Consider the following 22,765-nt stretch of genomic DNA (forward strand, 5'->3'; position numbering starts at 1 on the left):
GTTCCCACGCTCTGCGTGGGAATGCCTCAACGGACGCTCCGCGTTCGGCCTTTGGGACGCAGAGCGTCCCAGGCTGCGTTCCCACGCAGAGCGTGGGAACGAGATGAGGTCAGAGCTTGGCCGTCGAACGCCCAGGCTTCTTGCTCTGCAGCAAGTGCGAAAACACTGCGTGCAGATCGTCCGACGCACCCTCTTCGTCGAGGTTGAGCTTGCTGTCGATGTGATCCATGTGATGCATCATCAAGTCCACCGCCAGGGTGGCATCGCGGGCTTCGATGGCATCGATCAATTGAGTGTGTTCGTCGTAGGAGCAGTGGGACCGGTTGCCACTTTCGTACTGGGCGATAATCAGCGAAGTCTGGGACACCAGGCTGCGCTGGAAGCTGATCAACGGGGCATTCTTCGCCGCTTCGGCCAGTTTGAGATGGAATTCACCCGACAGGCGGATGCCGGCGCCACGGTCGCCACGGGAAAAACTGTCACGTTCGTCGCTGACCATCTGCCGCAATTCGGCGAGCTGCTCGGCGGTAGCGTGCTGCACCGCCAGCTCGGTGATCGCCCGTTCCACCAGGCGCCGGGCCATGAACACCTGGCGCGCCTCTTCGACACTCGGGCTGGCAACGACCGCGCCCCGATTAGGTCGCAACAACACCACGCCTTCATGGGCCAGGCGCGACAATGCACGGCGGATGATGGTGCGGCTGACCCCGAAAATCTCCCCCAGTGCCTCTTCGCTCAACTTTGTACCGGGCGCCAGGCGTTGTTCGAGGATGGCCTCGAAGATATGCGCATAGACGATATCGTCCTGGGTTCCGCTGCGGCCGGCTTTGCCTGCTCGCGGTTGTTTCTTGAGGGGTTGCAACTGTTCGTTCATGGGCACTCGGGTCGGGAGAACTGCGGCGAATTGACCGTGACTGTAATACGGCGCAGCGGGTCGCTGGCAAGTATCGCGTAAAAAACACGGCGATTGTACACAACCTCTGATGGCAACACGACTGTACGGCTGTTTGTGGGCTTGGCTGTATTGCAATTGACCACTGGGTTGAGTTTAGGCTTAAACCCTCAATCTGTGACACCTATGGCACTGTGGGAGCAAGGCTTGCTCCCACAGGTACATAATCTATCCAAGGATCCCCACCCACCATGACCGAAGTCACGACTGCGCCACTTCGCCCATTGGCCGACACCTCGCCCTCGGCCATCGTCGCCGGGTTCATCGCCATGATGACCGGCTACACCAGCTCCCTGGTGCTGATGTTCCAGGCAGGCCAGGCGGCGGGGCTGACCAGCGGGCAGATTTCGTCGTGGATCTGGGCGATCTCCATTGGCATGGCAGTGTGTTCCATCGGCCTGTCGTTGCGCTACCGCACGCCGATCACCATCGCCTGGTCGACGCCCGGCGCGGCACTGCTGATCACCAGCCTGGGCGGCGTGAGCTATGGCGAGGCCATAGGCGCCTATATCACCTGCGCGGTGCTGGTGACGATCTGCGGGCTGACCGGCAGCTTCGAGCGCCTGGTCAAGCGCATTCCGGCGGCGCTGGCGGCGGCGCTGCTAGCGGGCATCCTGTTCAAGATCGGCAGCGAGATTTTCGTCGCCGCCCAGCATCGTACCGGCCTGGTGCTGGGCATGTTCTTCACTTACCTGATCGTCAAGCGCCTGTCGCCTCGCTACGCGGTGCTGGCGGCGCTGCTGATCGGCACTGCGCTGTCAGGCCTGATGGGCCTGCTGGACTTCAGCGGCTTTGCCCTTGAAGTCGCGACACCGGTCTGGACCACTCCACACTTTTCACTGGCGGCCACCATCAGCATCGGCATTCCGCTGTTCGTGGTGGCGATGACTTCCCAGAATATGCCCGGTATCGCCGTACTCCGGGCCGACGGTTACAACGTACCGGCCTCCCCCCTGATCACCAGCACCGGCATCGCCTCGCTGCTGCTGGCGCCGTTCGGCTCCCACGGCATCAACCTGGCGGCCATCAGCGCCGCCATCTGCACCGGGCCCCACGCCCACGAAGATCGCAACAAGCGCTACACGGCAGCGGTCTGGTGCGGGATCTTCTACGGGATTGCCGGGGTGTTCGGCGCAACACTGGCGGCGTTGTTCGCGGCGCTGCCCAAGGAACTGGTGTTATCCATCGCTGCACTGGCACTGTTCGGGTCGATCATCAATGGCTTGAGCATCGCCATGAGCGAAGCCAGGGAACGGGAAGCGGCGCTGATCACCTTCATGGTCACGGCGTCGGGGCTGACGCTGTTTTCCATCGGTTCGGCGTTCTGGGGGATTGTGGCGGGGGTGTTGACCTTGCTGATTCTCAACTGGCGTAAAGCCTGCTCGCGATAGCAGCCTGAAGATCAACCAAAAACCCAACCGCCAGGCATAAAAAAACCGGCGCCCAATTCGGGCTGCCGGTTCAGGACATCACGCCTTGGCGTTGATCGGCATGTCCGGGTGCCACACGTCGATCAGCGGGCTGACGGTCATGTTGGTCAGTTCGCTACGGCCCTTGAGCCAGGCTTCAACGGCAGCACGTTGTTCTTCGGAAACCGAGCCACGCTTCTGCAGGCATACCAGACCGTAGTCGTCGCCGCCGACATAGCCCAGGCCATTGGCTTCCATGGCTTCTTTCAGGAAAGCGTCGAGGAAAGCGTCAATCGCCTCATCGTCCAGATCTTCTTTGAGATCCAGGTTCAGTTCGAAACCCAGCTCCTGAAATTCATCCACACACAGCTTTTTGCGCAGACGCCGGGAACGGTTAGTCGCCATTGGAACAATCCTCATAAGTAATAACGGCCGGCACTTTACCAGTTTGGCGCAGCGATTGCCCGGTTGATCGGGCGTATCTGCCTACCGTCGGTAAAAAATTGCCTCACGAAAGGCTCAGGCACGGCACACGCCGGTGCGCCTTGGGGCATAATGCCGACACTTTCCTGACCGTTGAGGACGTTCATTTTTCATGTCCTCGTTTTTTCCCCCTCGCCCGTAGGGTTTTATTACACATGATCAAATCTTTGCGTCCACTGCTCCTGGCCAGCCTTCTTCTTCCCCTGGCCCTCCCTGCCTCCACCAGCGCCGCTACGATCAACACCGCCCTGTCGCCCAATGTGCAGAAGGCCCTCAAGACCAGCAAGTTGCAAGACGACGCACTGTCCCTGGTGATGGTGCCACTCAATGGCCCCGGCACCCCGACCATCTACAACGCCGACGTCTCGGTGAACCCGGCGTCCACCATGAAGCTGGTGACCACCTACGCCGCCCTGGAAATGCTCGGCCCCAATCACCAGTGGAAGACCGAGTTCTACACCGACGGCACCCTCAGCGGCGGGATCCTCAACGGCAACCTGTACCTCAAGGGCGGCGGCGACCCCAAGCTGAACATGGAAAAGCTCTGGCTGCTGATGCGCGATCTGCGGGCCAACGGCGTCCAGCAGGTCACCGGCGATCTGGTGCTGGACCGCGGTTTCTTCATCCAGCCGCAATTGCCCGAGTTCAACGACGACGGCAACGACGAAAACAAGCCTTTCCTGGTCAAGCCCGACTCCCTGCTGGTCAACCTCAAGGCGCTGCGCTTCGTTGCCCGCAATGATGGCGGACGGGTGTTGGTGTCGGTAGAGCCGCCGATTGCCAGCATCCGTATCGACAACCAGGTCAAGGCGGTCAATTCCAAGCAATGCGCCGGCGGCGTGCGCTACAACCCGGTACCACAGGCGGACGGCAGCGTGACCGTGACCGTCGGCGGGCAACTGGGCGATGGTTGCAGCTCCCAGACCTACCTGTCGCTGCTGGACCACGCCACCTACACCGCCGGCGCGGTGCGGGCGATCTGGAAGGAACTGGGCGGCAGCATCCAGGGCAAGGACCGTCTGGCCGCTACCCCGAGCAACGCCAAAGTGCTGGCCCGGGCGTTCTCGCCGGACCTGGCGGAGATCATCCGCGACATCAACAAATACAGTAACAACACCATGGCCCAGCAATTGTTCCTGAGCCTCGGCGCGCAGTTCCGCAACGAAGCCGACGGTGACGACGCCAAGGCCGCGCAACGGGTCGTGCGCCAATGGCTGGCCAAGAAAGGCATCACCGCGCCGCACCTGGTGATGGAGAACGGCTCCGGTCTGTCCCGCGCCGAACGGGTCAGCGCCCGGGAAATGGCGGCGATGCTGCAAGCCGCCTGGCGCAGCCCCTACGCAGCCGAGTACATCAGTTCGATGCCGATTGCCGGCACCGACGGCACCATGCGTAAACGCCTCAAGACCACGGCCATGGCCGGCGAAGCCCACATCAAGACCGGCACCCTGAACACCGTGCGCGCCATTGCCGGGTTCAGCCGTGACATCAACGGCAACACCTGGGCGGTGGTGGCGATCCTCAACGATCCGAAGCCATGGGGCGCTTCGTCGGTGCTGGACCAGGTGCTGCTGGACCTGTACCGCCAGCCGAAATTGCCGCAGACGGCTTCGGTGCTCTGATCCAAGCTTGCTCGCGATAGCCGCCATTCAACTGGCATGCGTGGGGCTGAGCTGACGCTATCGCGAGCAGGCTCGCTCCCACAGGGGCCTGATGGGGTGCATGGGTCTGTGTCCGCCGGGGTCAGGGTAGGAGCGAGCCTGCTCGCGATGACGGCGGATCAGTCCAAACAGCCGTCAACTGACACGCCCGCTATCGCGAGCAAGCTCGCTCCCACTCGTTCACCGGTCGTTTACCCCACCTGCATCTCGACCCGATCCCGCCCGGCCTGCTTGGCCGCGTAGACACCCGAGTCGGCCCGCAACAGCAGGGCATCCGCGCCCTCCCCGGCGCGCCAACTGGCGATGCCGAAGCTGGCGGTGACAACGCCCACATCCTCGATCGCCGCCGCGCGCAGGCCCTCCCACAGCCCAGTGGCCAAGGCGCGGGCACTTTCGCCATCGGTATCAGGACACAGCACCACGAACTCTTCTCCGCCCAGCCGACAGAAGACGTCGGTACGCCGCAGACGCTGGCTGACGCGCTGGCAAACAGCCTGCAACACCCGGTCACCCACCGCATGGCCATGCTGGTCATTGATACGCTTGAAGTGATCGATGTCGAGCATGATGACCGACAGGTCCCCGGAGCCGCGCTCGACCCGGATCATTTCCGAGTTCAGGCGCTCCTGGAAGTAACGCCGATTGCGAATACCGGTCAAGGCATCGGTCACGGACAGTGCTCGCAACTCTTCCTCCACTCGCTTGAGATCGGAAATATCAGAGATATAGCCATGCCATAACACACCGCCGCCGGGCAGTTGCTCGGGCGTCGCCTCGCCACGCACCCAGCGCAGGCCGCGCTGCGGCAGTTGCACCCGGTACTCTTCGCGCCATGGGCTCAGGGTGTCGGCCGAGGCACGGATCGACGCACGGACCCGCGCGTTGTCCAGTGAATGGATACGGGAGAAAATGGCTTCCGAGTTCTGGACCAGCACATTGGGCTCCAGTTCGTAGATATCACGAATGCCATCACTGGCGTAGATCACGCTGAAACGGCCGTTGAAATCCATTTTGAACTGGTAGATGCCACCCGGCACATGGGCACTGAGTTTCTTCAACAGCAGATCCCGGGCCGCCAGGGCCTCGTGGACGCGCTTGCGTTCGGTGATGTCGATGCAGATTGCCAGGTGCCCGACCCAGAGCCCCTGATCATCGAGCACGGGCGTGGCCAGCATGTTCACGGTCAAATGACTGCCGTCGCGCCGTACCAGGGTCCACTCCCGGGCCTGCTGGCCGCCCGCCTCGCCCCCTTCGAGCAACATCGCGTGACAGGTAGGAATCGGCTTGCCGAATCGGGCGCCAAGCTCTGCGGCCCGGGCCTGGAGCTCCCGGGGCACATGGAGGCTCTCCAGGGTCATGCTCTGCAGGACTTCGCAGCTCTGGTAGCCCAGCATCTGCTCGGCGCCGGCGTTGAACGTGGTGATGACGCCACGCAGGTCCGTGGCGATGATCGCAACCTGGGTCGCGGCATCCAGCACACCACGCAACTGGCCGTGGGTGCCCCGCAGCTCCTGCTCCCTGGCGCGCAGCTCCTGGGTACGTTGCTCCACCAGGGTCAGGGCCCGTTGCCGCTGGCTGACCAAGACGTAGAGAAAGGCACTGAGCAGGAAACTGAGCAGGCCGCCCAATACCACCAGGCTCGACATCGTGGAATGGTTGGTCGACAGGAACATGCCGCTGGGACGCAACTCTACCCGGTAGTCGTGATCCGCCAGGCGCAACACGCGGATCGCCGCCAGCTCACTGTCTTCCGGGGGTACGGGAGAGTCGAACAGCACCTCCTCCTGGTCGGCGTCGGACAGGTCCAGGACGCGCATCGAAAGATTGTCATGACTGGCCGCCGGCAGGCCATCGCCCACCAGCTGGCGCATGCTGATGGCCGCGACCACGTAACCGAAAGGCTCCGTAGACGGGGCCCGGGTAACCGGTGCCACCAGCAATACGCCACGGACAAAGGCCGGGTCGACGCCCACCAGGTCCAGCGGCTGCGATACTGCCACGCTGTTCTGGCGACGGGCCCGCTCGAGCACCTCGCGGCGCAAGGGATGGGAAAGCAGATCGAAACCCAGGGTTGACTCTTGGGAAGCCTGGCACTGCACATAGAGGATCGGCGCGTACTCGTCCCGTTCCGGAGCCTGCCGCAAGCCGCCTGAATCGTCCGCGTCACGGATGACGAAAGGGTTGACCCGCTTATTCCGCTCCCGTTGTTCGAACGCCTGCCGCTCGTCACGAAACACCCGTGGCGCCCAAGCCAAGGCTTGGGTACGCCGCAACAACGGTTCGGCGTAGCCATGGAATTCCTTTTCGGAAACCGTCGCCGAATTGGCAAAGAAACGCCTCAGGCTGTCGAGACGCTGCTCCTGCTCCTGAAATCTTTCCTCGATGCGGCTGAAGCGCTCTTCGGCTTGCAGTTCGAAGCGCTGGCGAAGTTGCTGGTTGAACAGGCTCATCATCGCCCAGCTCAGCAAACCGGTCAGGCAGGTGCCGGCCAGGAAGACCAGTGAAGCCACCAGCCAGGCCGATACATCTTCGCTGATAAAGCCCAGGATCCTGGGGCGCACCGGATGCAATGCCATAGACACAACTCGAAAAAAGGGGCAGGCGTCGGTACAGCCCTGGCCACAGCCTCAGTTATAGCTATTAGCCATCACTTTGACCAGTCCTAAAATCGGCTGGAAGCCTTGATTTACAAGGCTTCGTGGATCCAATCAGCAGATTTCAACGAGCCATGATTTTCCAGGCACGGTGGATCTTGCTGTTGCGGGCAAAGTCCGGATCGATGGTTGCAGCGGTGATTTCCTCCACTGCGTAACGCTCGCCGAGGTTGTCCTCGAGCTGGAACTTGCGGAAATTGTTGGAGAAATACAACACGCCCCCCGGCGCCAGGCGAGCCATGGCCAGGTCCAGCAACTGGACGTGATCGCGCTGCACATCGAACACGCCCTCCATGCGCTTGGAGTTGGAGAAGGTCGGCGGGTCGATGAAGATCAGGTCGTATTCTTCACGGCTGGCTTCAAGCCAGGCCATCACATCGCCCTGCTCCAAGCGGTTCTTGTCGGAAAAACCATTGAGCGACAGGTTACGTCGCGCCCAGTCCAGGTAGGTTTTCGACAGGTCGACGCTGGTGGTGCTCCGGGCTCCCCCCTTGGCGGCGTGGACGCTGGCGGTCGCGGTGTAGCAGAACAGGTTGAGGAAGCGCTTGCCGGCCGCCTCCTTCTGGATCCGCAGGCGCATGGGCCGGTGATCGAGGAACAGCCCCGTATCCAGGTAGTCGGTCAGGTTGACCAGCAGCTTCACGCCACCTTCGTTGACCTCGGTGAACTTGCCCTGGGCGCTCTGGCGTTCGTACTGCTTGGTGCCGCTCTGGCGCTCGCGACGCTTGATCACCACGCGGCTCTTGTCGACATTCAGCGCCTGGGGAATGGCTGCCAGGGCATCGAACAGCCGGGCCGAAGCCTTTTCCGGGTCGATGGATTTTGGCGCGGCATATTCCTGAACGTGCACCCAGTCGTGATAGAGGTCGATCGCCATGGAGTATTCCGGCATGTCGGCGTCATAGACCCGATAGCAGTCCACACCTTCGCGCTTGACCCATTTGCCCAACTGCTTGAGGTTCTTTTGCAGACGATTGGCGAACATCTGCCCGCCTTCGCTCAACCGCGCCTGCTCGACCACAGGCGCAGGAGCGGGGGTCGGTTTGATCGGGTTGCCATTCTTGTTGTACTGGCGCTCTTGCGGTACCTCAGGCGCCTGTTCGTACTGCGCCTGCTCACGCTCGGCCTGGCGTTGTTCCGGCGTGCGACGCTCACCGGTGACAAACTGATCCGGCAGCACCTTGATCAACAGCAACTTGCACGGCAAGGCACCGTTCCAGAACGAATACTGCTTGTGGCTGCGAATACCCATGCGCTTGCCCAGGTCCGGGGCGCCGGTGAATACCGCCGCCTCCCAGTTCAGGCACGCCTGACGCAGGCGTTCGCCGAGGTTCTGGTAGAGGTAAAGCAGGCTGGCCTCATCGCCCAGGCGTTCACCGTACGGCGGATTACAGATCACCAGGCCTTTCTGATTCTGGTCAGGACGCGGCTCGAACGTGGCGACCTCGCCTTGATAGATCTTGATCCACTCGCTCAGGCCGGCACGCTCGACGTTGTTGCGACCTGGCTGGATCAGCCGTGGATCGGCTTCATAGCCGCGAATCCACAACGGCGGCTTGGCCAACCCGGCAGCGGCGCGGGCAGTGGCTTCTTCGTGAAGTTTCTTCCACAGCGCCGGCACATGGCCCAGCCACGCGGTGAAACCCCACTGCTGACGACGCAGGTTCGGTGCCATGTCGGCGGCAATCATGCCCGCTTCCACCAGGAAGGTGCCGACACCGCACATCGGGTCGGCCAGGGCGCCGCCTTCAGCGGCAATGCGCGGCCAGCCGGCACGGATCAGGATAGCGGCGGCGAGGTTTTCCTTCAGCGGCGCGGCGCCTTGCTGCAGGCGATAACCACGCTGGTGCAGGCTGTGACCGGACAGGTCCAGGGAGAGGATCGCTTCACCGCGGTCCAGTCGCAGGTGAATACGCAGGTCCGGGTTGAGCTTGTCGATGGATGGCCGCTCACCCGAGGGAGTACGCAGCTTGTCGACGATGGCATCCTTGACCTTCAAAGCGCCGAAATGGGTATTGTCGATGCCCGAGCCGTGGCCGCTGAACTCGACCGCCAGGGTGCCATCGGCCAGCATGTGGTCCTGCCAGTCGACGTCGAGCACGCCGTGGTACAGGTCTTCGGCGTCTTTCATCGAAAAACGCTTGAGGACCAGCAATACCCGGTTGGCCAGGCGTGACCACAGGCACAGGCGATACGCCGTTTCCATGTCGGCCACGCCGCGAACGGCCGAGGTGTGCTCGCGCGCCTCTTCAAGGCCAAGCCCGATGGCTTCCTCGAGGAGCAGGCCTTCGAGGCCCTTGGGGCAGGTGAGGAAGAGTTCGAAACGATCGGACATGGGGAGTTCCAGAGCCTTTGGCTAAGTGGACCGGGGCAACGCATTGCCGGGTCAGGTTCAATCAGGTGCTTTTCTCAAGAGCACCCGGTGGCACGAAGGTGTGCCGTCCACCCTCGCCGCTCAGGTTAAAAGAGCTTAGATGCAGGGGCAGATAAAAAATTCGGTGTAACAAATGGTGAAAAAGTCACCCCTTTCGTCGAATAGTACCCGAGTGCAACGGGGGGACATTCTCATCCGAGAAAAGACCGCGCCATTCAGCGCAGGGCCGATCATACAGGGGTCTTGCTCAAAAGCGGACGCTGAACACTCTGTTACTTATCGCCCTAACGTCTTTATTGTTACGTGCTTATGACAAAACGGTCATTCCATCCATGTGACGCTTTGGTTAGAACTCAACACAGGTTGACGCCACAACGGCGCCAGCACCTTGGCTCGTCACGCCGGCAACGAGCCACCAACGGCAGAATGATTCTGCCCCGGCCTCAACAGAGGCCGACGCGAAGTAACAGTCAACAAGTGAGGGCAATACCCTATGAGAAGACTTAAGCGTGATCCGTTGGAAAGAGCATTTTTACGCGGTTACCAATATGGTGTTGGTGGTAAATCCCGTGAGCTTTGCCCCTTTACTCTACCGTCGGTACGTCAAGCCTGGATCAATGGCTGGCGAGAAGGACGCGGCGACAACTGGGACGGTATGACCGGCACTGCGGGTATCCACAGACTCAACGAACTTCACGCCGTCGGCTGACACAGGGCTCAATACTCAGGAACTCGACAATTCGATCCACACCCGATTTAACCACGCGCGTCCCATCCGGACGGCGGGCTACGGCCCAGGGGCTCCTTTGAGGAGCCCTTTTTAATGCCTATCAAATTGCGAACACTGTTGTGGCGAGGGGATTTATCCCCGCTGGGATGCGCAGCATCCCCAAAATCGCAAGACCGAAATATCTTCATCGATTCATACATCGAAGGGGCTGCTTCGCAGCCCAGCGGGGATGAATCCCCTCGCCACAGAGGTTTGCACAACCTTCAGGCAGTGGCTGTATCAGCCCAATGCCGCAATCGCATCCACCGACTCGCGGATCAACGCCGGCCCCTTGTAGATGAAGCCCGAGTAAATCTGCACCAGGCTCGCACCTGCGGTGATCTTCTCGGCGGCATGCCGTCCTTCGGTGATCCCACCGGCCGCGATGATCGGCAAGCGTCCCGCCAACTCCCCGGCCAGCACCTTCACGGTGTGGGTGCTCTTGTCACGCACCGGCGCGCCGGACAACCCGCCCGCTTCGTCACCGTGCTCCAGCCCTTCGACCCCTTCGCGGCCCAGCGTGGTGTTGGTGGCGATCACCGCGTCCATACCGGTCTCGACCAGGGCCTGGGCCACTTGGGCGGTTTCTTCGTCGGTCATGTCCGGCGCGATCTTGATCGCCAGCGGCACATGTCGGCCATGGGTCACCGCCAGCTCGGCACGACGCCGGGCCAGGTCGGCCAGCAGTTGCTTGAGGGAGTCACCGAACTGCAGGCTGCGCAGCCCCGGGGTGTTCGGGGAGCTGACGTTGACGGTCACATAGCTGGCATGGGCATAGACCTTGTCCAGGCAGATCAGGTAATCGTCGACGGCACGCTCCACCGGTGTGTCGAAGTTCTTGCCGATGTTGATGCCCAGCACGCCCTTGTACTTGGCAGCAGCGACGCGGGCCAGCAGGTGGTCGACGCCGAGGTTGTTGAAACCCATGCGGTTGATGATCGCCGCGGCTTGCGGCAGGCGAAACAGCCGTGGCTTGGGGTTGCCCGGCTGCGGCCGTGGCGTGACGGTGCCGATTTCCACGAAGCCGAAACCCAACTGCGCGAAGCCGTCAATGGCCGCGCCGTTCTTGTCCAGGCCCGCTGCCAATCCGACCGGGTTGGGGAATTGCAGGCCCATCACATTCACCGGCAACGTGGCCGGCGCCTTGCACAGCAGACCATTGAGGCCCAAACGTCCACCCGCGCCGATCAGGTCCAGGGACAGATCATGGGAGGTTTCCGGGGAAAGTTTGAACAGCAGTTCACGGGCCAGGGTGTACATGGGCGGCTTTGACTCGGGCGACGAAATGAGGCGGCGATTATAGCCGCGCAACGGCGGTTCAAGCGAGGCGCCTGCGCAAAACAGCGCCGATGGCATATGCCTTGCACCCGCTTCGCTCATCGACGCTCATGCCACCGACGGGATGAGTGCCACACTGTTTTAGAGGACAACGGCGTCGTCACCCGGCCATGCTCTGGCACTCGTCCGGGTACGGCGCTTTTTTACGTGGAAGGTGATGCCCGATGAATGAAGTTCCAGCCAACCCCCTGGCCTGGGTCAATGGCAGCGACGCTCCGGAAAAAAGCGTGCTCGATCTCGGCTTCATGGCCTTGAGTGACTGCGCCCCGGTCGTGGTGGCCGCCACCCAGGGCTTCGCCCAACCCTACGGCCTGACCTTGAACCTCAAGCGCCAGACCTCCTGGGCCAGCCTGCGGGACAAGCTGGTCAGCGGTGAAATCGACGCGGCCCATAGCCTGTATGGCCTGATCTACGCCGTGCACCTGGGCATCGGCGGCGTCGCGCCGACCGACATGGCGGTGCTGATGGGGCTGAACCAGAACGGCCAGAGCATCAACCTCTCCCACGGCCTGCAGGCGATGGGCGTGACCAGTCCTGAGGCACTGGAGCGCCATGTGCACCAAACTCGCCCGAAACTGACCTTCGCCCAGACATTCCCCACCGGCACTCACGCGATGTGGCTTTACTACTGGCTCGCCGCCCAGGGCATCCATCCCTTGTCCGATGTCGACAGCGTGGTGGTTCCGCCGCCGCAAATGATTGCGCACTTGCAGGCCGGGCGCATCGACGGGCTCTGCGTCGGCGAGCCCTGGTGCGCCAGCGCGGTGAAACAGAACCTCGGCTTCACCCTGGCGACGACCCAGACCATCTGGCCCGATCATCCGGAAAAAGTTTTGGGCTGTACCCGCGCATTCGTCGAGCAATACCCCAATACGGCGCGAGCGCTGGTGATGGCGATCCTGGAAGCCAGCCGTTTCATCGAACAGAGCACGGAGAACCGTCGCAGCACCGCACAACTGTTGAGCGCCCCCGAATACCTTGACGCCCCGCTGGACTGCATCGAACCCCGTCTGCTGGGGACCTACGCCGATGGCCTGGGCAATAGCTGGCAGGATCCCCACGCCATGCGCTTTCACGGCGACGGCGAGGTGAACGTGCCCTACTTGTCCGACGGCATGTGGTTCATGACCCAGTTCCGTCGCTGGGGCCTGCTGCGCGAAGACCCGGACTACCAGGCCGTGGCGCAGGAGGTCCAGCAACTCGAGCTGTATCGCCAGGCGTGCACGGCGCTGGGCATTTCGTCCGCCTTCCAGGACATGCGCAGCAGCCAGCTGATCGACGGCACCACCTGGGACGGTTCGGATCCGGCCGGGTATGCCCGCAGCTTCAAACTGCACGCCTTGAGCGATGCGGCTCCCCTTTTCGCCAGCCGCTGACAGGAGCCCGACCATGCTGCGTATCCTGCTGATCAACGACACCGCGAAAAAAGTCGGCCGCCTCAAGGCCGCCCTGGTGGAGGCCGGGTTCGACGTCATTGACGAATCCGGGCTGACCATCGACCTGCCGGAACGCGTCGAAACAGTGCGTCCGGATGTGATCCTGATCGATACCGAGTCACCCGGACGGGATGTCATGGAACAAGTGGTACTGGTCAGTCGCGACCAGCCACGACCGATCGTCATGTTCACCGATGAGCACGACCCGGGCGTGATGCGCCAGGCGATCAAGTCGGGGGTGAGTGCCTACATCGTCGAAGGCATCCATGCCGCACGCCTGCAACCGATCCTCGACGTGGCCATGGCCCGCTTTGAAAGCGACCAGGCCCTGCGCGCCCAACTGCTGGCCCGGGACCAGCAACTGGCCGAACGCAAGCGCATCGAACTGGCCAAGGGCATGCTGATGAAGATGAAGGATTGCAACGAAGAGCAGGCCTACACCCTGATGCGCCGCCAGGCCATGAGCCGCCAGCAGAAGCTGATCCAGGTGGCGGAGCAGATCATCGCGATGAATGAGTTGCTGGGCTGAGTCCTCACGGCGCCTGGCCCGGCGCTATCGCGAGCAGGCTCGCTCCCACAAGGGTTCCGGGTACCGCCCAATCCACCTGTGGGAGCGAGCCTGCTCGCGATGGCCTTTCCTCGATACCCGCTGTTGGCACAGATCTCGCTTAAGCAACCCCACAGGTAACCAACGGCGGTTGCCCCACCTACGACAAAGACGTCGCACACCCTCCTTGCCTCGCTGGCAATCCGGGTTGCGGCGTTTTTTTGTTTTGGCTCTTCGGGGCCGGTGGTGCGACCACAGGCGGCGCACTGCTCTAAGCACTGACTCATTTCTCGAGACTTTTACAGCTGAGGTGCGCGATGAATTCAAGCTTCTGGAAATCCGGCCATACCCCGACCCTGTTCGCGGCCTTCCTCTATTTCGACCTGAGCTTCATGGTCTGGTACCTGCTCGGCCCCCTGGCGGTGCAAATTTCCACTGACCTGCATCTGACCACCCAGCAACGTGGCCTGATGGTCGCGACACCGATCCTGGCCGGGGCTGTGCTGCGCCTGTTCATGGGCCTGCTGGCCGACCGGACCTCACCAAAAACCGCCGGCATGGTGGGCCAGGTGATCGTGATCTGCGCGCTGTTCTGCGCCTGGAAACTGGGCATCCACAGCTACGAGCAAGCACTGCTGCTGGGCCTGTTCCTGGGCATGGCCGGTGCGTCGTTTGCCGTCGCCCTGCCATTGGCCTCCCAGTGGTATCCACCACAACACCAGGGCAAGGCCATGGGCATTGCCGGTGCCGGCAACTCGGGCACCGTGCTGGCCGCGATCTTCGCACCGCTGATGGCGGCCGCCTTCGGCTGGAGCAACGTGTTCGGCTTCGCGCTGGTCCCGCTGGTCCTGACCCTGATCGCCTTCGCCTGGCTGGCCAAGAACGCTCCCGAACGGCCGAAAGCCAAATCCATGGCCGACTACCTCAAAGCCCTGGGTGATCGTGACAGCTGGTGGTTCATGTTCTTCTACAGCGTGACCTTCGGCGGCTTCATCGGCCTGGCCAGCGCCCTGCCCGGCTACTTCAACGACCAGTATGGCCTGAGCCCCGTGACCGCCGGCTACTACACAGCGGCCTGCGTCTTCGGCGGCAGCCTGATGCGCCCGTTGGGCGGCGCCCTGGCGGATCGTTTCGGCGGTATCCGCACCTTGCTGGGCATGTACACCGTGGCGGCCATCTGCATCGCGGCGGTGGGTTTCAACCTGCCGAGTTCCTACGCGGCACTGGCGCTGTTCGTCTGCACCATGCTCGGTCTCGGCGCAGGCAACGGCGCCGTGTTCCAACTGGTGCCACAACGTTTCCGTCGCGAAATCGGCGTGATGACCGGACTGATCGGCATGGCCGGCGGCATCGGTGGCTTTGCCCTGGCGGCGAGCATGGGCGCAATCAAGCAAAGCACCGGCAGCTACCAATTGGCGTTGTGGTTGTTCGCCAGCCTGGGCGTGCTGGCCTGGTTCGGCCTGCACGGCGTCAAGCGTCGCTGGAGAACCACTTGGGGCTCGGCTGCCGTCACTGCGGCTCGGGTATAAACAGCAACCATGAGTCTGCAACTGAGTTTCGCCGAAGCCACTGCCATCGGCCCGCGGGAGGAAAACCAGGATGCCCTGCGCCTGGTCACCCCGGCGCCGGCCCTGGCCGCGAGCAAGGGTTACCTGTTCGCCATTGCCGACGGCGTGAGCCAATGCGCCGATGGCGGATTGGCCGCCCGTTCGACCTTGCAGGCACTGGCCCTGGACTATTACTCCACGCCGCAAACCTGGGGCGTGGCCCAGGCGCTTGACCGGCTGTTGCTGGCACAGAATCGCTGGTTGCAGGCCAACGGTGGCGGACAGCCATTGCTCACCACCGTCAGTGCCCTGGTGTTGCGGGGGCGGCGCTTCACCCTCGCCCACGTGGGCGATTGCCGGGTCTACCGCTGGCATGCCGATCATTTGCAACGGGTCAGCGAGGATCACGTCTGGGAGCAACAGGGCATGCAACATGTGCTCAAGCGTGCCCTGGGGCTGGATCAGCATTTGATCCTGGACTTTCTCGACGGTGAACTGCGCACCGAAGAAACCTTCGTATTGCTCAGCGATGGCGTCTGGGCGGTCTTGGGGGATACGGCCATTGCCGGCATCCTTCGGGACCAGCCGGACCTGAACCTCGCCGCCCAGACACTGGTGAACGCCGCGCACCTGGCCGGTAGCCAGGACAACGCCAGCGCCTTGCTGATACGGGTCGATGCATTGGGCGAAGCGAGCATCGGCGATGCGCTGATCCAACTGCAGCAATGGCCCCTTCCCCCGACGCTGAAACCGGGCCAGATGTTCGAGGGCTGGCAGGTCGAAGGACTGCTCGGCCAGAGCCAGCAATCGCTGCTCTATCGGGTACACGACGGCCAGGGCCAGCCGTGGCTGCTGAAAACCTTGCCGGTGCAGCTACGGGACGATAGCCGGGCCGGACAGGCACTGCTGTCGGAGGAGTGGTTTCTCAAGCGAGTCGCGGGAAGGCAGTTTCCGGAAGTCTATGGCGTTCCCCAGCGTCAACACCTGTATTACGTGATGCGCGAATACCCAGGCATGACCCTGGCCGAGCTGTTCGACCAGGCCGGCGCCTTGCCCCTGGCTCAATGGCTGGACTTGGCACAACGACTGGTGCGCGCGGTGGGCCTGTTGCATCGACGGCAGATCTACCACCGCGACATCAAGCCGGAAAACCTGCATCTGGGGGGCGATGGGGAGCTGCGGCTATTGGACTTCGGGCTGGCGTATTGCCCTGGACTGTCCGAAGACCAGGCCAACGTATTGCCGGGCACGCCCAGCTACATCGCACCAGAAGCCTTCAGTGGTGAAGCACCGACGGCGCAGCAGGACTTGTATGCCGTCGGTGTGACCTTGTATTTCCTGCTGACCGGGCATTATCCCTATGGCGAAGTCGAGGCCTTCCAGCGACCGCGCTTTGGCGTACCGGTCAGCGCCAGTCGCTATCGACCGGACCTGCCCGAATGGCTCGGACAAAGCCTGGAGCGCGCGGTTGCGGCGGATCCGGGCGAACGCTTTGAAACCGCCGAGGAATGGCTGTTGTTGCTGGAACAAGGCGAACGCCGCAGCTTGAGTGTCAGGCCCCGGCCACTGCTGGAAAGGGAACCGCTGAAGGTCTGGCGGACGTTGGCGCTGGTGTCCTTGGTGGTGAATATTGTGTTGCTGTTCCTGGTGTTTCATAGCTGAGATCCGGTCGCGCCCATCGCGAGCAAGCTTTGCTCCCACAGAGGATCTGCTGCCACTGGGGATCTGCTGTGGGAGCAAAGCTTGCTCGCGATGGCGGCCTGCCTGCCACTACAAAGCTATCGTCTGCCACGCTCCATTACCGGGCGACACGCTTTGATTCGGTGCAATAAATCCCCTTCCACCCCCCCCGCCCCACGCTTCCCGCAATAAATCCGTGCCTTGGAGCCACTTGGCACAACCACTGCATAACCCCTTTCAACAGACATAAAGCAACGCCTCCAACGATGAAGGCGGTGCTTCCCGAGAGAACGGGACCAGGACAAAGGCGTCCTCGCTAGCACACTAGCGGGACGCCTTTTTTTGTTTTCGTGAAAATTGCCGAGCCAGTCCGATCGCCGTGATGAAACGTGACGAAACCGGGTCTGGGCTTGCGGAGAACCCTGATGAAAAAACTCAAACTGGTGATGATCGGCAATGGCATGGCCGGGGTTCGAACCCTTGAAGAACTGCTCAAGCTGAGCAACGAGCTGTACGACATCACGGTGTTCGGCGCCGAGCCCCACACCAACTACAATCGCATCCTGCTTTCCCCCGTACTCGCCGGCGAGCAAACCTTCGAAGAAATCGTCCTCAACGACCTGAGTTGGTACCAGGACAACCACATCAACCTGCTGCTCAACCGCAAGGTCGTGGAGATCGACCGGGTCAAGCGTCGGGTCATCGCCGAAGACGGCACCGAGGCCGAATACGATCGCCTGCTGATCGCCACCGGCTCCACACCGTTCATCCTGCCCATCCCCGGCCACACGCTCGACGGCGTGATCGGCTATCGCGACATCGCCGATACCCAGGCGATGATCGAAACCGCCAAGACCCACAAGCACGCCGTGGTGATCGGCGGCGGCCTGCTGGGCCTGGAGGCCGCCAATGGTCTGAAACTGCGGGGCATGGACGTGACCGTGGTGCACCTGGGTGAATGGCTGCTGGAGCGGCAGTTGGACAAGACCAGCGGCCAACTGCTGCAAACCGCCCTGGAAGACCGTGGCCTGAAATTCCGTCTCAACGAGCAGACCCAGGCACTCCACGACGCCGGCAATGGCCGGGTCGGGTCGGTGCAGTTCAAGAATGGCGACATCATCCCCGCCGACCTGGTGGTGATGGCCGCTGGCATCCGCCCCAACGTCGAATTGGCGGAAAAAGCCGGTATCCCGTGCAGTCGCGGAATCCTGGTCAACGACACGATGCAGACCTATGACCCGCGCATCTACGCCATCGGTGAATGCGCCAACCATCGCGGCACCGCCTACGGCCTGGTGGCCCCGCTGTTCGAACAGGCCAAGGTCTGCGCCAACCACCTCGCGCAGTTGGGTTTTGCTACCTATAAAGGCTCAGTGACCTCGACCAAGCTCAAGGTCACCGGCATCGACCTGTTCTCCGCCGGCGACTTCATGGGCGGCGAAGGCACCGAGACCATCACCCTTTCCGACCCCATCGGCGGCGTCTACAAGAAACTGGTGATCAAGGATGACGTGCTGGTCGGCGCCTGCCTGTACGGCGATACGGCCGATGGTGGCTGGTATTTCCGTCAGATCCGTGAGAATGCCGCCATCGGCGAGATCCGCGATCACTTGATGTTCGGTGAGAACGCGTTGGGCGACGTAGGCCACCAGGGCCAGGACAAAGCCATGAGCATGGCCGACTCCGCCGAGGTCTGCGGCTGCAACGGCGTGTGCAAGGGCACCATCGTCAAGGCAATCCAGGAACATGGCCTGTTCAGCGTCGATGACGTGAAAAAACACACCAAAGCCGCCAGTTCCTGCGGCTCCTGCGCCGGTCTGGTGGAGCAGATCCTCATCAATACCGTCGGCGGTGCGGCCGACGTCAAACCGAAAAGCGAAAAAGCCATCTGCGGCTGCAGCGACCTCAATCACGGCCAGATCCGCCAGGCGATCCGCGACGAGCACCTGCTGACCATCGTCGGCACCATGAACTACTTGAACTGGCGCACCCCGAACGGCTGCGCCACCTGCCGCCCGGCGCTGAACTACTACCTGATTTCCACCTGGCCCGGCGAAGCCCACGACGATCCGCAATCCCGGCTGATCAACGAACGTGCCCACGCCAACATCCAGAAGGATGGCACCTACTCGGTCGTCCCACGGATGTGGGGCGGCGTGACCACGCCGTCGGAGCTGCGGCGCATTGCCGACGTGGCCGACAAATACAGTGTGCCGATGGTCAAGGTCACCGGTGGCCAGCGCATCGACTTGCTGGGCATCAAGAAGCAGGATCTGCCCGGCGTCTGGGCAGACCTCGACATGCCATCCGGCCACGCCTACGGCAAATCCATCCGCACCGTGAAAACCTGTGTGGGCAGCGAGTTCTGTCGCTTTGGCACGCAGAACTCCACGCAACTGGGCATCGAACTGGAACACGACCTGTTCAACATGTGGTCGCCGCACAAGGTGAAGCTGGCCGTCTCCGGTTGCCCTCGCAACTGCTCGGAAGCCGGCATCAAGGACGTGGGCATCATCGGTGTCGATTCCGGCTGGGAGATGTACATCGGCGGCAACGGCGGGATCAAGACCGAGGTCGCCGAGTTCTTCGTCAAGCTCAAGACCGCCGAGGAAGTACGTGAATACAACGGCGCGTTCTTGCAGCTGTACCGCGAAGAAGCCTTCTACCTCGAGCGTACCGTGCACTACATGCAGCGGGTCGGCATGGAGCACATCAAGAAAGCCGTGCTTGAAGATCCGGTGCGGCGCAAGGCCCTTCACGAGCGCCTGAAGTTTTCCCTGTCGCTGGAACAGGACCCGTGGAAACAGCGTCTGGAACAACCCCAGCTGAAGAAAGAGTTTGAAGTCATCCCCGTGAAGAACCTGGAGGTGCCGGCATGAACTGGCTGGATATCTGCGCGCTGGAAGACATCAATGCCCTGGGCTCGCGCATCATCAACGGCCCGAAGGGCGACATTGCGATTTTTCGTACAAGCGACGATGAGGTTTTCGCACTCGATGACCGCTGCCCGCACAAGGGCGGTCCGTTGTCCCAGGGCTTGATCTATGGCAAGCGCGTGGCCTGCCCGCTGCACAACTGGCAGATCGATCTGGAAACCGGCCAGGCCCAGGCGCCGGACGTGGGCTGTGCCCACCATCATTCGGCCCGGGTCGAAAATGGCCGGGTGCTGTTGGCGCTAAGGGACGCAAGCTAATGAACCGCCAGACCACTGCCTCGACCTGCTGTTATTGCGGGGTCGGTTGCGGCGTACTGATCGAACATGACGACGAGCGCATCCTCGGCGTCAGTGGCGATCCCGCCCACCCGGCCAACTTCGGCAAATTGTGCAGCAAGGGCTCGACCCTGCACCTGACCGGCGACCTCGCCGCGCGCGCCCTGTACCCCGAGCTGCGCCTGGGCAAAGGCTTGTCTCGTGCCCGCACCGACTGGGACAGCGCCCTGGAGCACGCCGCCGGCGTGTTCGCCGAGGCCATCGCCGAACACGGCCCCGACAGTGTCGCGTTCTACATCTCCGGCCAGTTGCTGACCGAGGATTACTACGCCTTCAACAAACTGGCCCGGGCCCTGGTCGGCACCAACAACATCGACAGCAATTCCCGGCTGTGCATGTCCTCGGCGGTGGTGGGCTACAAGCGCAGCCTCGGCGCCGACGCGCCGCCCTGCAACTATGAAGACCTGGAACTGAGCGACTGCGTCATGATCGTCGGCAGTAACATGGCCTACGCCCACCCGATCCTGTTTCGCCGCCTCGAAGAAGCCAAATCCCGCCGGCCGCAGATGAAGATCATTGTCATCGACCCGCGGCGCACCGATACCTGCGACCTGGCGGACCTGCACCTGGCCATCCTGCCGGGAACCGATGTCGCCTTGTTCCATGGGATTTTGCATTTGCTGTTGTGGGAAGACTGGATCGATCGCGATTTCATCAAGGCCCATACCGAAGGCCTGGCGGACCTGAAGAACCTGGTGCGCGATTACACCCCGGCCATGGTTGCCCAGTTGTGCGGCATCAGCGTCGAGCAACTGCATCAGTGTGCCGAAACCGTCGGCACGGCACCCAGCTTCCTGTCGCTGTGGTGCATGGGCCTGAACCAGTCCACCGCCGGCAGCGCCAAGAACAGTGCATTGATCAACCTGCACCTGGCCACCGGGCAGATCGGCCGCCCGGGGGCAGGCCCTTTCTCGCTGACCGGCCAGCCCAACGCCATGGGCGGTCGGGAAACCGGCAGCCTGTCGAACCTGTTGCCGGGCCACCGCGAAGCCGCCAACCCGGAGCATCGTGCCGAGGTCGCTGAGTACTGGGGCGTCGAGCAACTGCCCGCAAACCCCGGCTTGAGCGCCATCGAGTTGTTCGAGCAGGTGCGCAACGGCAAGATCAAGGCCTTGTGGATCGCCTGCACCAACCCGGCTCAATCGATGCCGGACCAGACGGCAGTGCGGGAAGCCCTGCAAGCCTGCCCGTTCGTGGTGCTGCAAGAGGCCTTCCGCACCACCGAAACCGCCGGGTTTGCCGACCTGCTGCTGCCCGCAGCCAGTTGGGGCGAAAAGGAAGGTTCGGTGACCAACTCCGAACGACGCATTTCCCACGTGCGCCGGGCCATCGGCGCACCGGGCGAAGCACGACCAGACTGGGCCATTACCGTGGATTTCGCCCAACGCCTAGAGAAACGTCTGCGGCCGGGTCAACCGAGCCTGTTCGCCTTTGACGCACCCGCCCAGCTGTTCGACGAATACAAACAATTGACCCGAGGCCGCGACCTCGACCTGTCCGGTATCAGCCATGGGCTGATCGATCAGCTTGGCCCCCAGCAGTGGCCCTTCCCTGAGGGCGCCACGGTCGGAACGGCTCGCCTGTACGTGGATGGGATTTTTCCTACCGACAACGGCCGCGCGCGGTTTGTCGCCGAACCGTATCGCGCCGCCAGAGAATTGCGTGACGCACGTTACCCGTTGACCCTCAACACCGGCCGCCTGCGGGACCAGTGGCACGGCATGAGCCGCACTGGCACCGCCGCGCAGTTGTTCGGTCATGTGAACGAAGCCGTACTCAGCCTGCACCCCGCCGAGCTGCAGCGCCAGCGCCTGCAACCGGGCGATCTGGTCAGCCTCAAGAGTCGTCGTGGCGCGGTGATCGTGGCCGTGGACAGCGACGAAAGCGTGCGGCCTGGCCAGGCGTTCCTGCCGATGCACTGGGGCGATCGGTTCCTCAAGGGTGGGGTCAATACCCTGACTCAACCGGCTTTCGATCCCTTGTCGAAACAACCGGAACTCAAACACAGCGGCGTGCGCCTGGAACCGGTGAACCTGCCTTGGCAACTTTTCGCCCTGATCGAAGGCGATGTCCAACAGCATCTGGAGACATTGCGTCCGCTGTGTGAGGTGTTTGCCTACGTCAGCCTGAGCTTGACCGGCCGTGAACGTCCTGCGTTGCTGATTCGCGCCGCCAGCGCCGAAGCGCCTGATCCCGCACTGCTGCAAGCAATCGACGAACAACTGGGGCTGATCGACGGACCGGTACTGGCCTACGACGATCCCCGCCGTGCCATCGGTAAACGGGTGCGGATCGAAAACGGTCGCATCACCGCCATCCGCCTGGCCGGCGAAACCCTCGCCCGTCATTGGCTGCAGAACCTGTGGCAGGAAGGTCGTGCCGATGAGCAACTGCGCCGCTGGCTGCTGGCGCCGTTGAGTGCACCTCCGGGCAATGTTGGCGCGACGACAGGAGGCAGCAAGACCCTGTGCAACTGCTTGAACGTCAGTCAGCGTGCGATCTGCGCCGGCATTGAACGAGGGCTGGACTTGCAAGGGCTGAAACAGGAACTGGGCTGTGGCACGCAATGTGGCTCCTGCGTACCGGAAATCAAGCGCCTGCTGGTTGCCACTGCGCAACCGATGGCCGCTCTCTCGTGAGGAAA

15 protein-coding genes are annotated in these 22,765 nt (G+C 62.5%); 10 read left to right on the forward strand and 5 right to left on the reverse strand.

The genetic code is table 11. The features are described 5' to 3' along the window. Positions 1-109: 109 nt before the first annotated feature. Positions 110-874, reverse strand: coding sequence for a GntR family transcriptional regulator (locus CGA22_RS02710; RefSeq protein ID WP_041021647.1), 765 nt, complete (start codon positions 872-874; stop codon positions 110-112). A gap of 269 nt (positions 875-1,143) precedes the next feature. On the opposite strand from CGA22_RS02710, the gene CGA22_RS02715 reads away from it, so the two are divergent. Then, on the forward strand, positions 1,144-2,343 hold the full coding sequence (locus CGA22_RS02715) for a benzoate/H(+) symporter BenE family transporter (protein WP_041021646.1): 1,200 nt from the start codon (positions 1,144-1,146) through the stop codon (positions 2,341-2,343). Between the two features lie 78 nt (positions 2,344-2,421). Here the strand turns inward: CGA22_RS02715 and CGA22_RS02720 are convergent, their stop codons facing one another. Continuing rightward, entirely contained in the window at positions 2,422-2,766 is a 345-nt protein-coding gene (locus CGA22_RS02720; RefSeq protein WP_024776763.1) for a YggL family protein, read from the reverse strand. A 233-nt stretch (positions 2,767-2,999) separates the two neighbouring features. Here CGA22_RS02720 and dacB point away from each other — a divergent pair, with 233 nt between their 5' ends. Next, positions 3,000-4,466 carry a D-alanyl-D-alanine carboxypeptidase/D-alanyl-D-alanine-endopeptidase gene (gene dacB, locus CGA22_RS02725; protein ID WP_041021645.1) on the forward strand — a complete coding sequence of 489 codons (1,467 nt, stop codon included), beginning with the start codon at positions 3,000-3,002 and terminating at the stop codon, positions 4,464-4,466. A gap of 230 nt (positions 4,467-4,696) precedes the next feature. On the opposite strand, the gene CGA22_RS02730 is transcribed toward dacB, so the two are convergent. Beyond that, positions 4,697-7,081, reverse strand: a complete 2,385-nt coding sequence (locus CGA22_RS02730) for a GGDEF domain-containing protein (protein ID WP_041021644.1) — start codon at positions 7,079-7,081, stop codon at positions 4,697-4,699. Between the two features lie 142 nt (positions 7,082-7,223). Further along, the gene (gene rlmKL, locus CGA22_RS02735) at positions 7,224-9,494 is read right to left on the reverse strand and encodes a bifunctional 23S rRNA (guanine(2069)-N(7))-methyltransferase RlmK/23S rRNA (guanine(2445)-N(2))-methyltransferase RlmL (protein WP_041021643.1); all 2,271 of its coding nucleotides are present in this window, start codon (positions 9,492-9,494) and stop codon (positions 7,224-7,226) included. Positions 9,495-10,026: 532 nt separating this feature from the next. Here rlmKL and rmf point away from each other — a divergent pair. Next, positions 10,027-10,242, forward strand: a complete 216-nt coding sequence (gene rmf / locus CGA22_RS02740; protein WP_003223300.1) for a ribosome modulation factor — start codon at positions 10,027-10,029, stop codon at positions 10,240-10,242. 300 nt (positions 10,243-10,542) lie between these two features. On the opposite strand, the gene CGA22_RS02745 is transcribed toward rmf, so the two are convergent. Further along, complete coding sequence (locus tag CGA22_RS02745) at positions 10,543-11,562, reverse strand: quinone-dependent dihydroorotate dehydrogenase (protein ID WP_041021655.1); 1,020 nt, start codon at positions 11,560-11,562, stop codon at positions 10,543-10,545. 242 nt (positions 11,563-11,804) lie between these two features. On the opposite strand from CGA22_RS02745, the gene CGA22_RS02750 reads away from it, so the two are divergent. The 7 genes from CGA22_RS02750 to CGA22_RS02780 all read left to right on the forward strand — a co-directional run bounded on the left by CGA22_RS02750 (position 11,805) and on the right by CGA22_RS02780 (position 22,760). Continuing rightward, positions 11,805-13,016, forward strand: a complete 1,212-nt coding sequence (locus CGA22_RS02750) for a CmpA/NrtA family ABC transporter substrate-binding protein (protein WP_041021642.1) — start codon at positions 11,805-11,807, stop codon at positions 13,014-13,016. Between the two features lie 13 nt (positions 13,017-13,029). Beyond that, entirely contained in the window at positions 13,030-13,605 is a 576-nt protein-coding gene (locus tag CGA22_RS02755) for an ANTAR domain-containing response regulator (protein WP_041021641.1), read from the forward strand. Between the two features lie 335 nt (positions 13,606-13,940). Further along, positions 13,941-15,152 carry a nitrate/nitrite transporter gene (locus CGA22_RS02760; protein WP_041021640.1) on the forward strand — a complete coding sequence of 404 codons (1,212 nt, stop codon included), beginning with the start codon at positions 13,941-13,943 and terminating at the stop codon, positions 15,150-15,152. Positions 15,153-15,161: 9 nt separating this feature from the next. Further along, the gene (locus CGA22_RS02765; protein WP_041021639.1) at positions 15,162-16,832 is read left to right on the forward strand and encodes a bifunctional protein-serine/threonine kinase/phosphatase; all 1,671 of its coding nucleotides are present in this window, start codon (positions 15,162-15,164) and stop codon (positions 16,830-16,832) included. A gap of 443 nt (positions 16,833-17,275) precedes the next feature. Further along, the gene (nirB, locus tag CGA22_RS02770) at positions 17,276-19,729 is read left to right on the forward strand and encodes a nitrite reductase large subunit NirB (protein WP_041021638.1); all 2,454 of its coding nucleotides are present in this window, start codon (positions 17,276-17,278) and stop codon (positions 19,727-19,729) included. Beyond that, positions 19,726-20,043 (forward strand): nitrite reductase small subunit NirD, encoded by a 318-nt coding sequence (gene nirD / locus CGA22_RS02775; protein WP_024776753.1) that lies wholly within the window; start codon positions 19,726-19,728, stop codon positions 20,041-20,043. The genes nirB and nirD overlap by 4 nt, the downstream gene beginning before the upstream one ends. Continuing rightward, positions 20,043-22,760, forward strand: a complete 2,718-nt coding sequence (locus CGA22_RS02780; protein ID WP_041021637.1) for a nitrate reductase — start codon at positions 20,043-20,045, stop codon at positions 22,758-22,760. The genes nirD and CGA22_RS02780 overlap by 1 nt, the downstream gene beginning before the upstream one ends. Positions 22,761-22,765 lie beyond the last annotated feature (5 nt).

The sequence above is a fragment of the Pseudomonas sp. PSB18 genome (assembly GCF_014596565.1).
Taxonomy (GTDB): domain Bacteria; phylum Pseudomonadota; class Gammaproteobacteria; order Pseudomonadales; family Pseudomonadaceae; genus Aquipseudomonas.

What these genes read in the sequence shown, in the direction of transcription:
- CGA22_RS02710 (WP_041021647.1), bottom strand. Translation starts at nt 874, where the DNA reads ATGAACGAACAGTTGCAACCCCTCAAGAAACAACCGCGAGCAGGCAAA.
- CGA22_RS02715 (WP_041021646.1), top strand. Translation starts at nt 1,144, where the DNA reads ATGACCGAAGTCACGACTGCGCCACTTCGCCCATTGGCCGACACCTCG.
- CGA22_RS02720 (WP_024776763.1), bottom strand. Translation starts at nt 2,766, where the DNA reads ATGGCGACTAACCGTTCCCGGCGTCTGCGCAAAAAGCTGTGTGTGGAT.
- dacB (WP_041021645.1), top strand. Translation starts at nt 3,000, where the DNA reads ATGATCAAATCTTTGCGTCCACTGCTCCTGGCCAGCCTTCTTCTTCCC.
- CGA22_RS02730 (WP_041021644.1), bottom strand. Translation starts at nt 7,081, where the DNA reads ATGGCATTGCATCCGGTGCGCCCCAGGATCCTGGGCTTTATCAGCGAA.
- rlmKL (WP_041021643.1), bottom strand. Translation starts at nt 9,494, where the DNA reads ATGTCCGATCGTTTCGAACTCTTCCTCACCTGCCCCAAGGGCCTCGAA.
- rmf (WP_003223300.1), top strand. Translation starts at nt 10,027, where the DNA reads ATGAGAAGACTTAAGCGTGATCCGTTGGAAAGAGCATTTTTACGCGGT.
- CGA22_RS02745 (WP_041021655.1), bottom strand. Translation starts at nt 11,562, where the DNA reads ATGTACACCCTGGCCCGTGAACTGCTGTTCAAACTTTCCCCGGAAACC.
- CGA22_RS02750 (WP_041021642.1), top strand. Translation starts at nt 11,805, where the DNA reads ATGAATGAAGTTCCAGCCAACCCCCTGGCCTGGGTCAATGGCAGCGAC.
- CGA22_RS02755 (WP_041021641.1), top strand. Translation starts at nt 13,030, where the DNA reads ATGCTGCGTATCCTGCTGATCAACGACACCGCGAAAAAAGTCGGCCGC.
- CGA22_RS02760 (WP_041021640.1), top strand. Translation starts at nt 13,941, where the DNA reads ATGAATTCAAGCTTCTGGAAATCCGGCCATACCCCGACCCTGTTCGCG.
- CGA22_RS02765 (WP_041021639.1), top strand. Translation starts at nt 15,162, where the DNA reads ATGAGTCTGCAACTGAGTTTCGCCGAAGCCACTGCCATCGGCCCGCGG.
- nirB (WP_041021638.1), top strand. Translation starts at nt 17,276, where the DNA reads ATGAAAAAACTCAAACTGGTGATGATCGGCAATGGCATGGCCGGGGTT.
- nirD (WP_024776753.1), top strand. Translation starts at nt 19,726, where the DNA reads ATGAACTGGCTGGATATCTGCGCGCTGGAAGACATCAATGCCCTGGGC.
- CGA22_RS02780 (WP_041021637.1), top strand. Translation starts at nt 20,043, where the DNA reads ATGAACCGCCAGACCACTGCCTCGACCTGCTGTTATTGCGGGGTCGGT.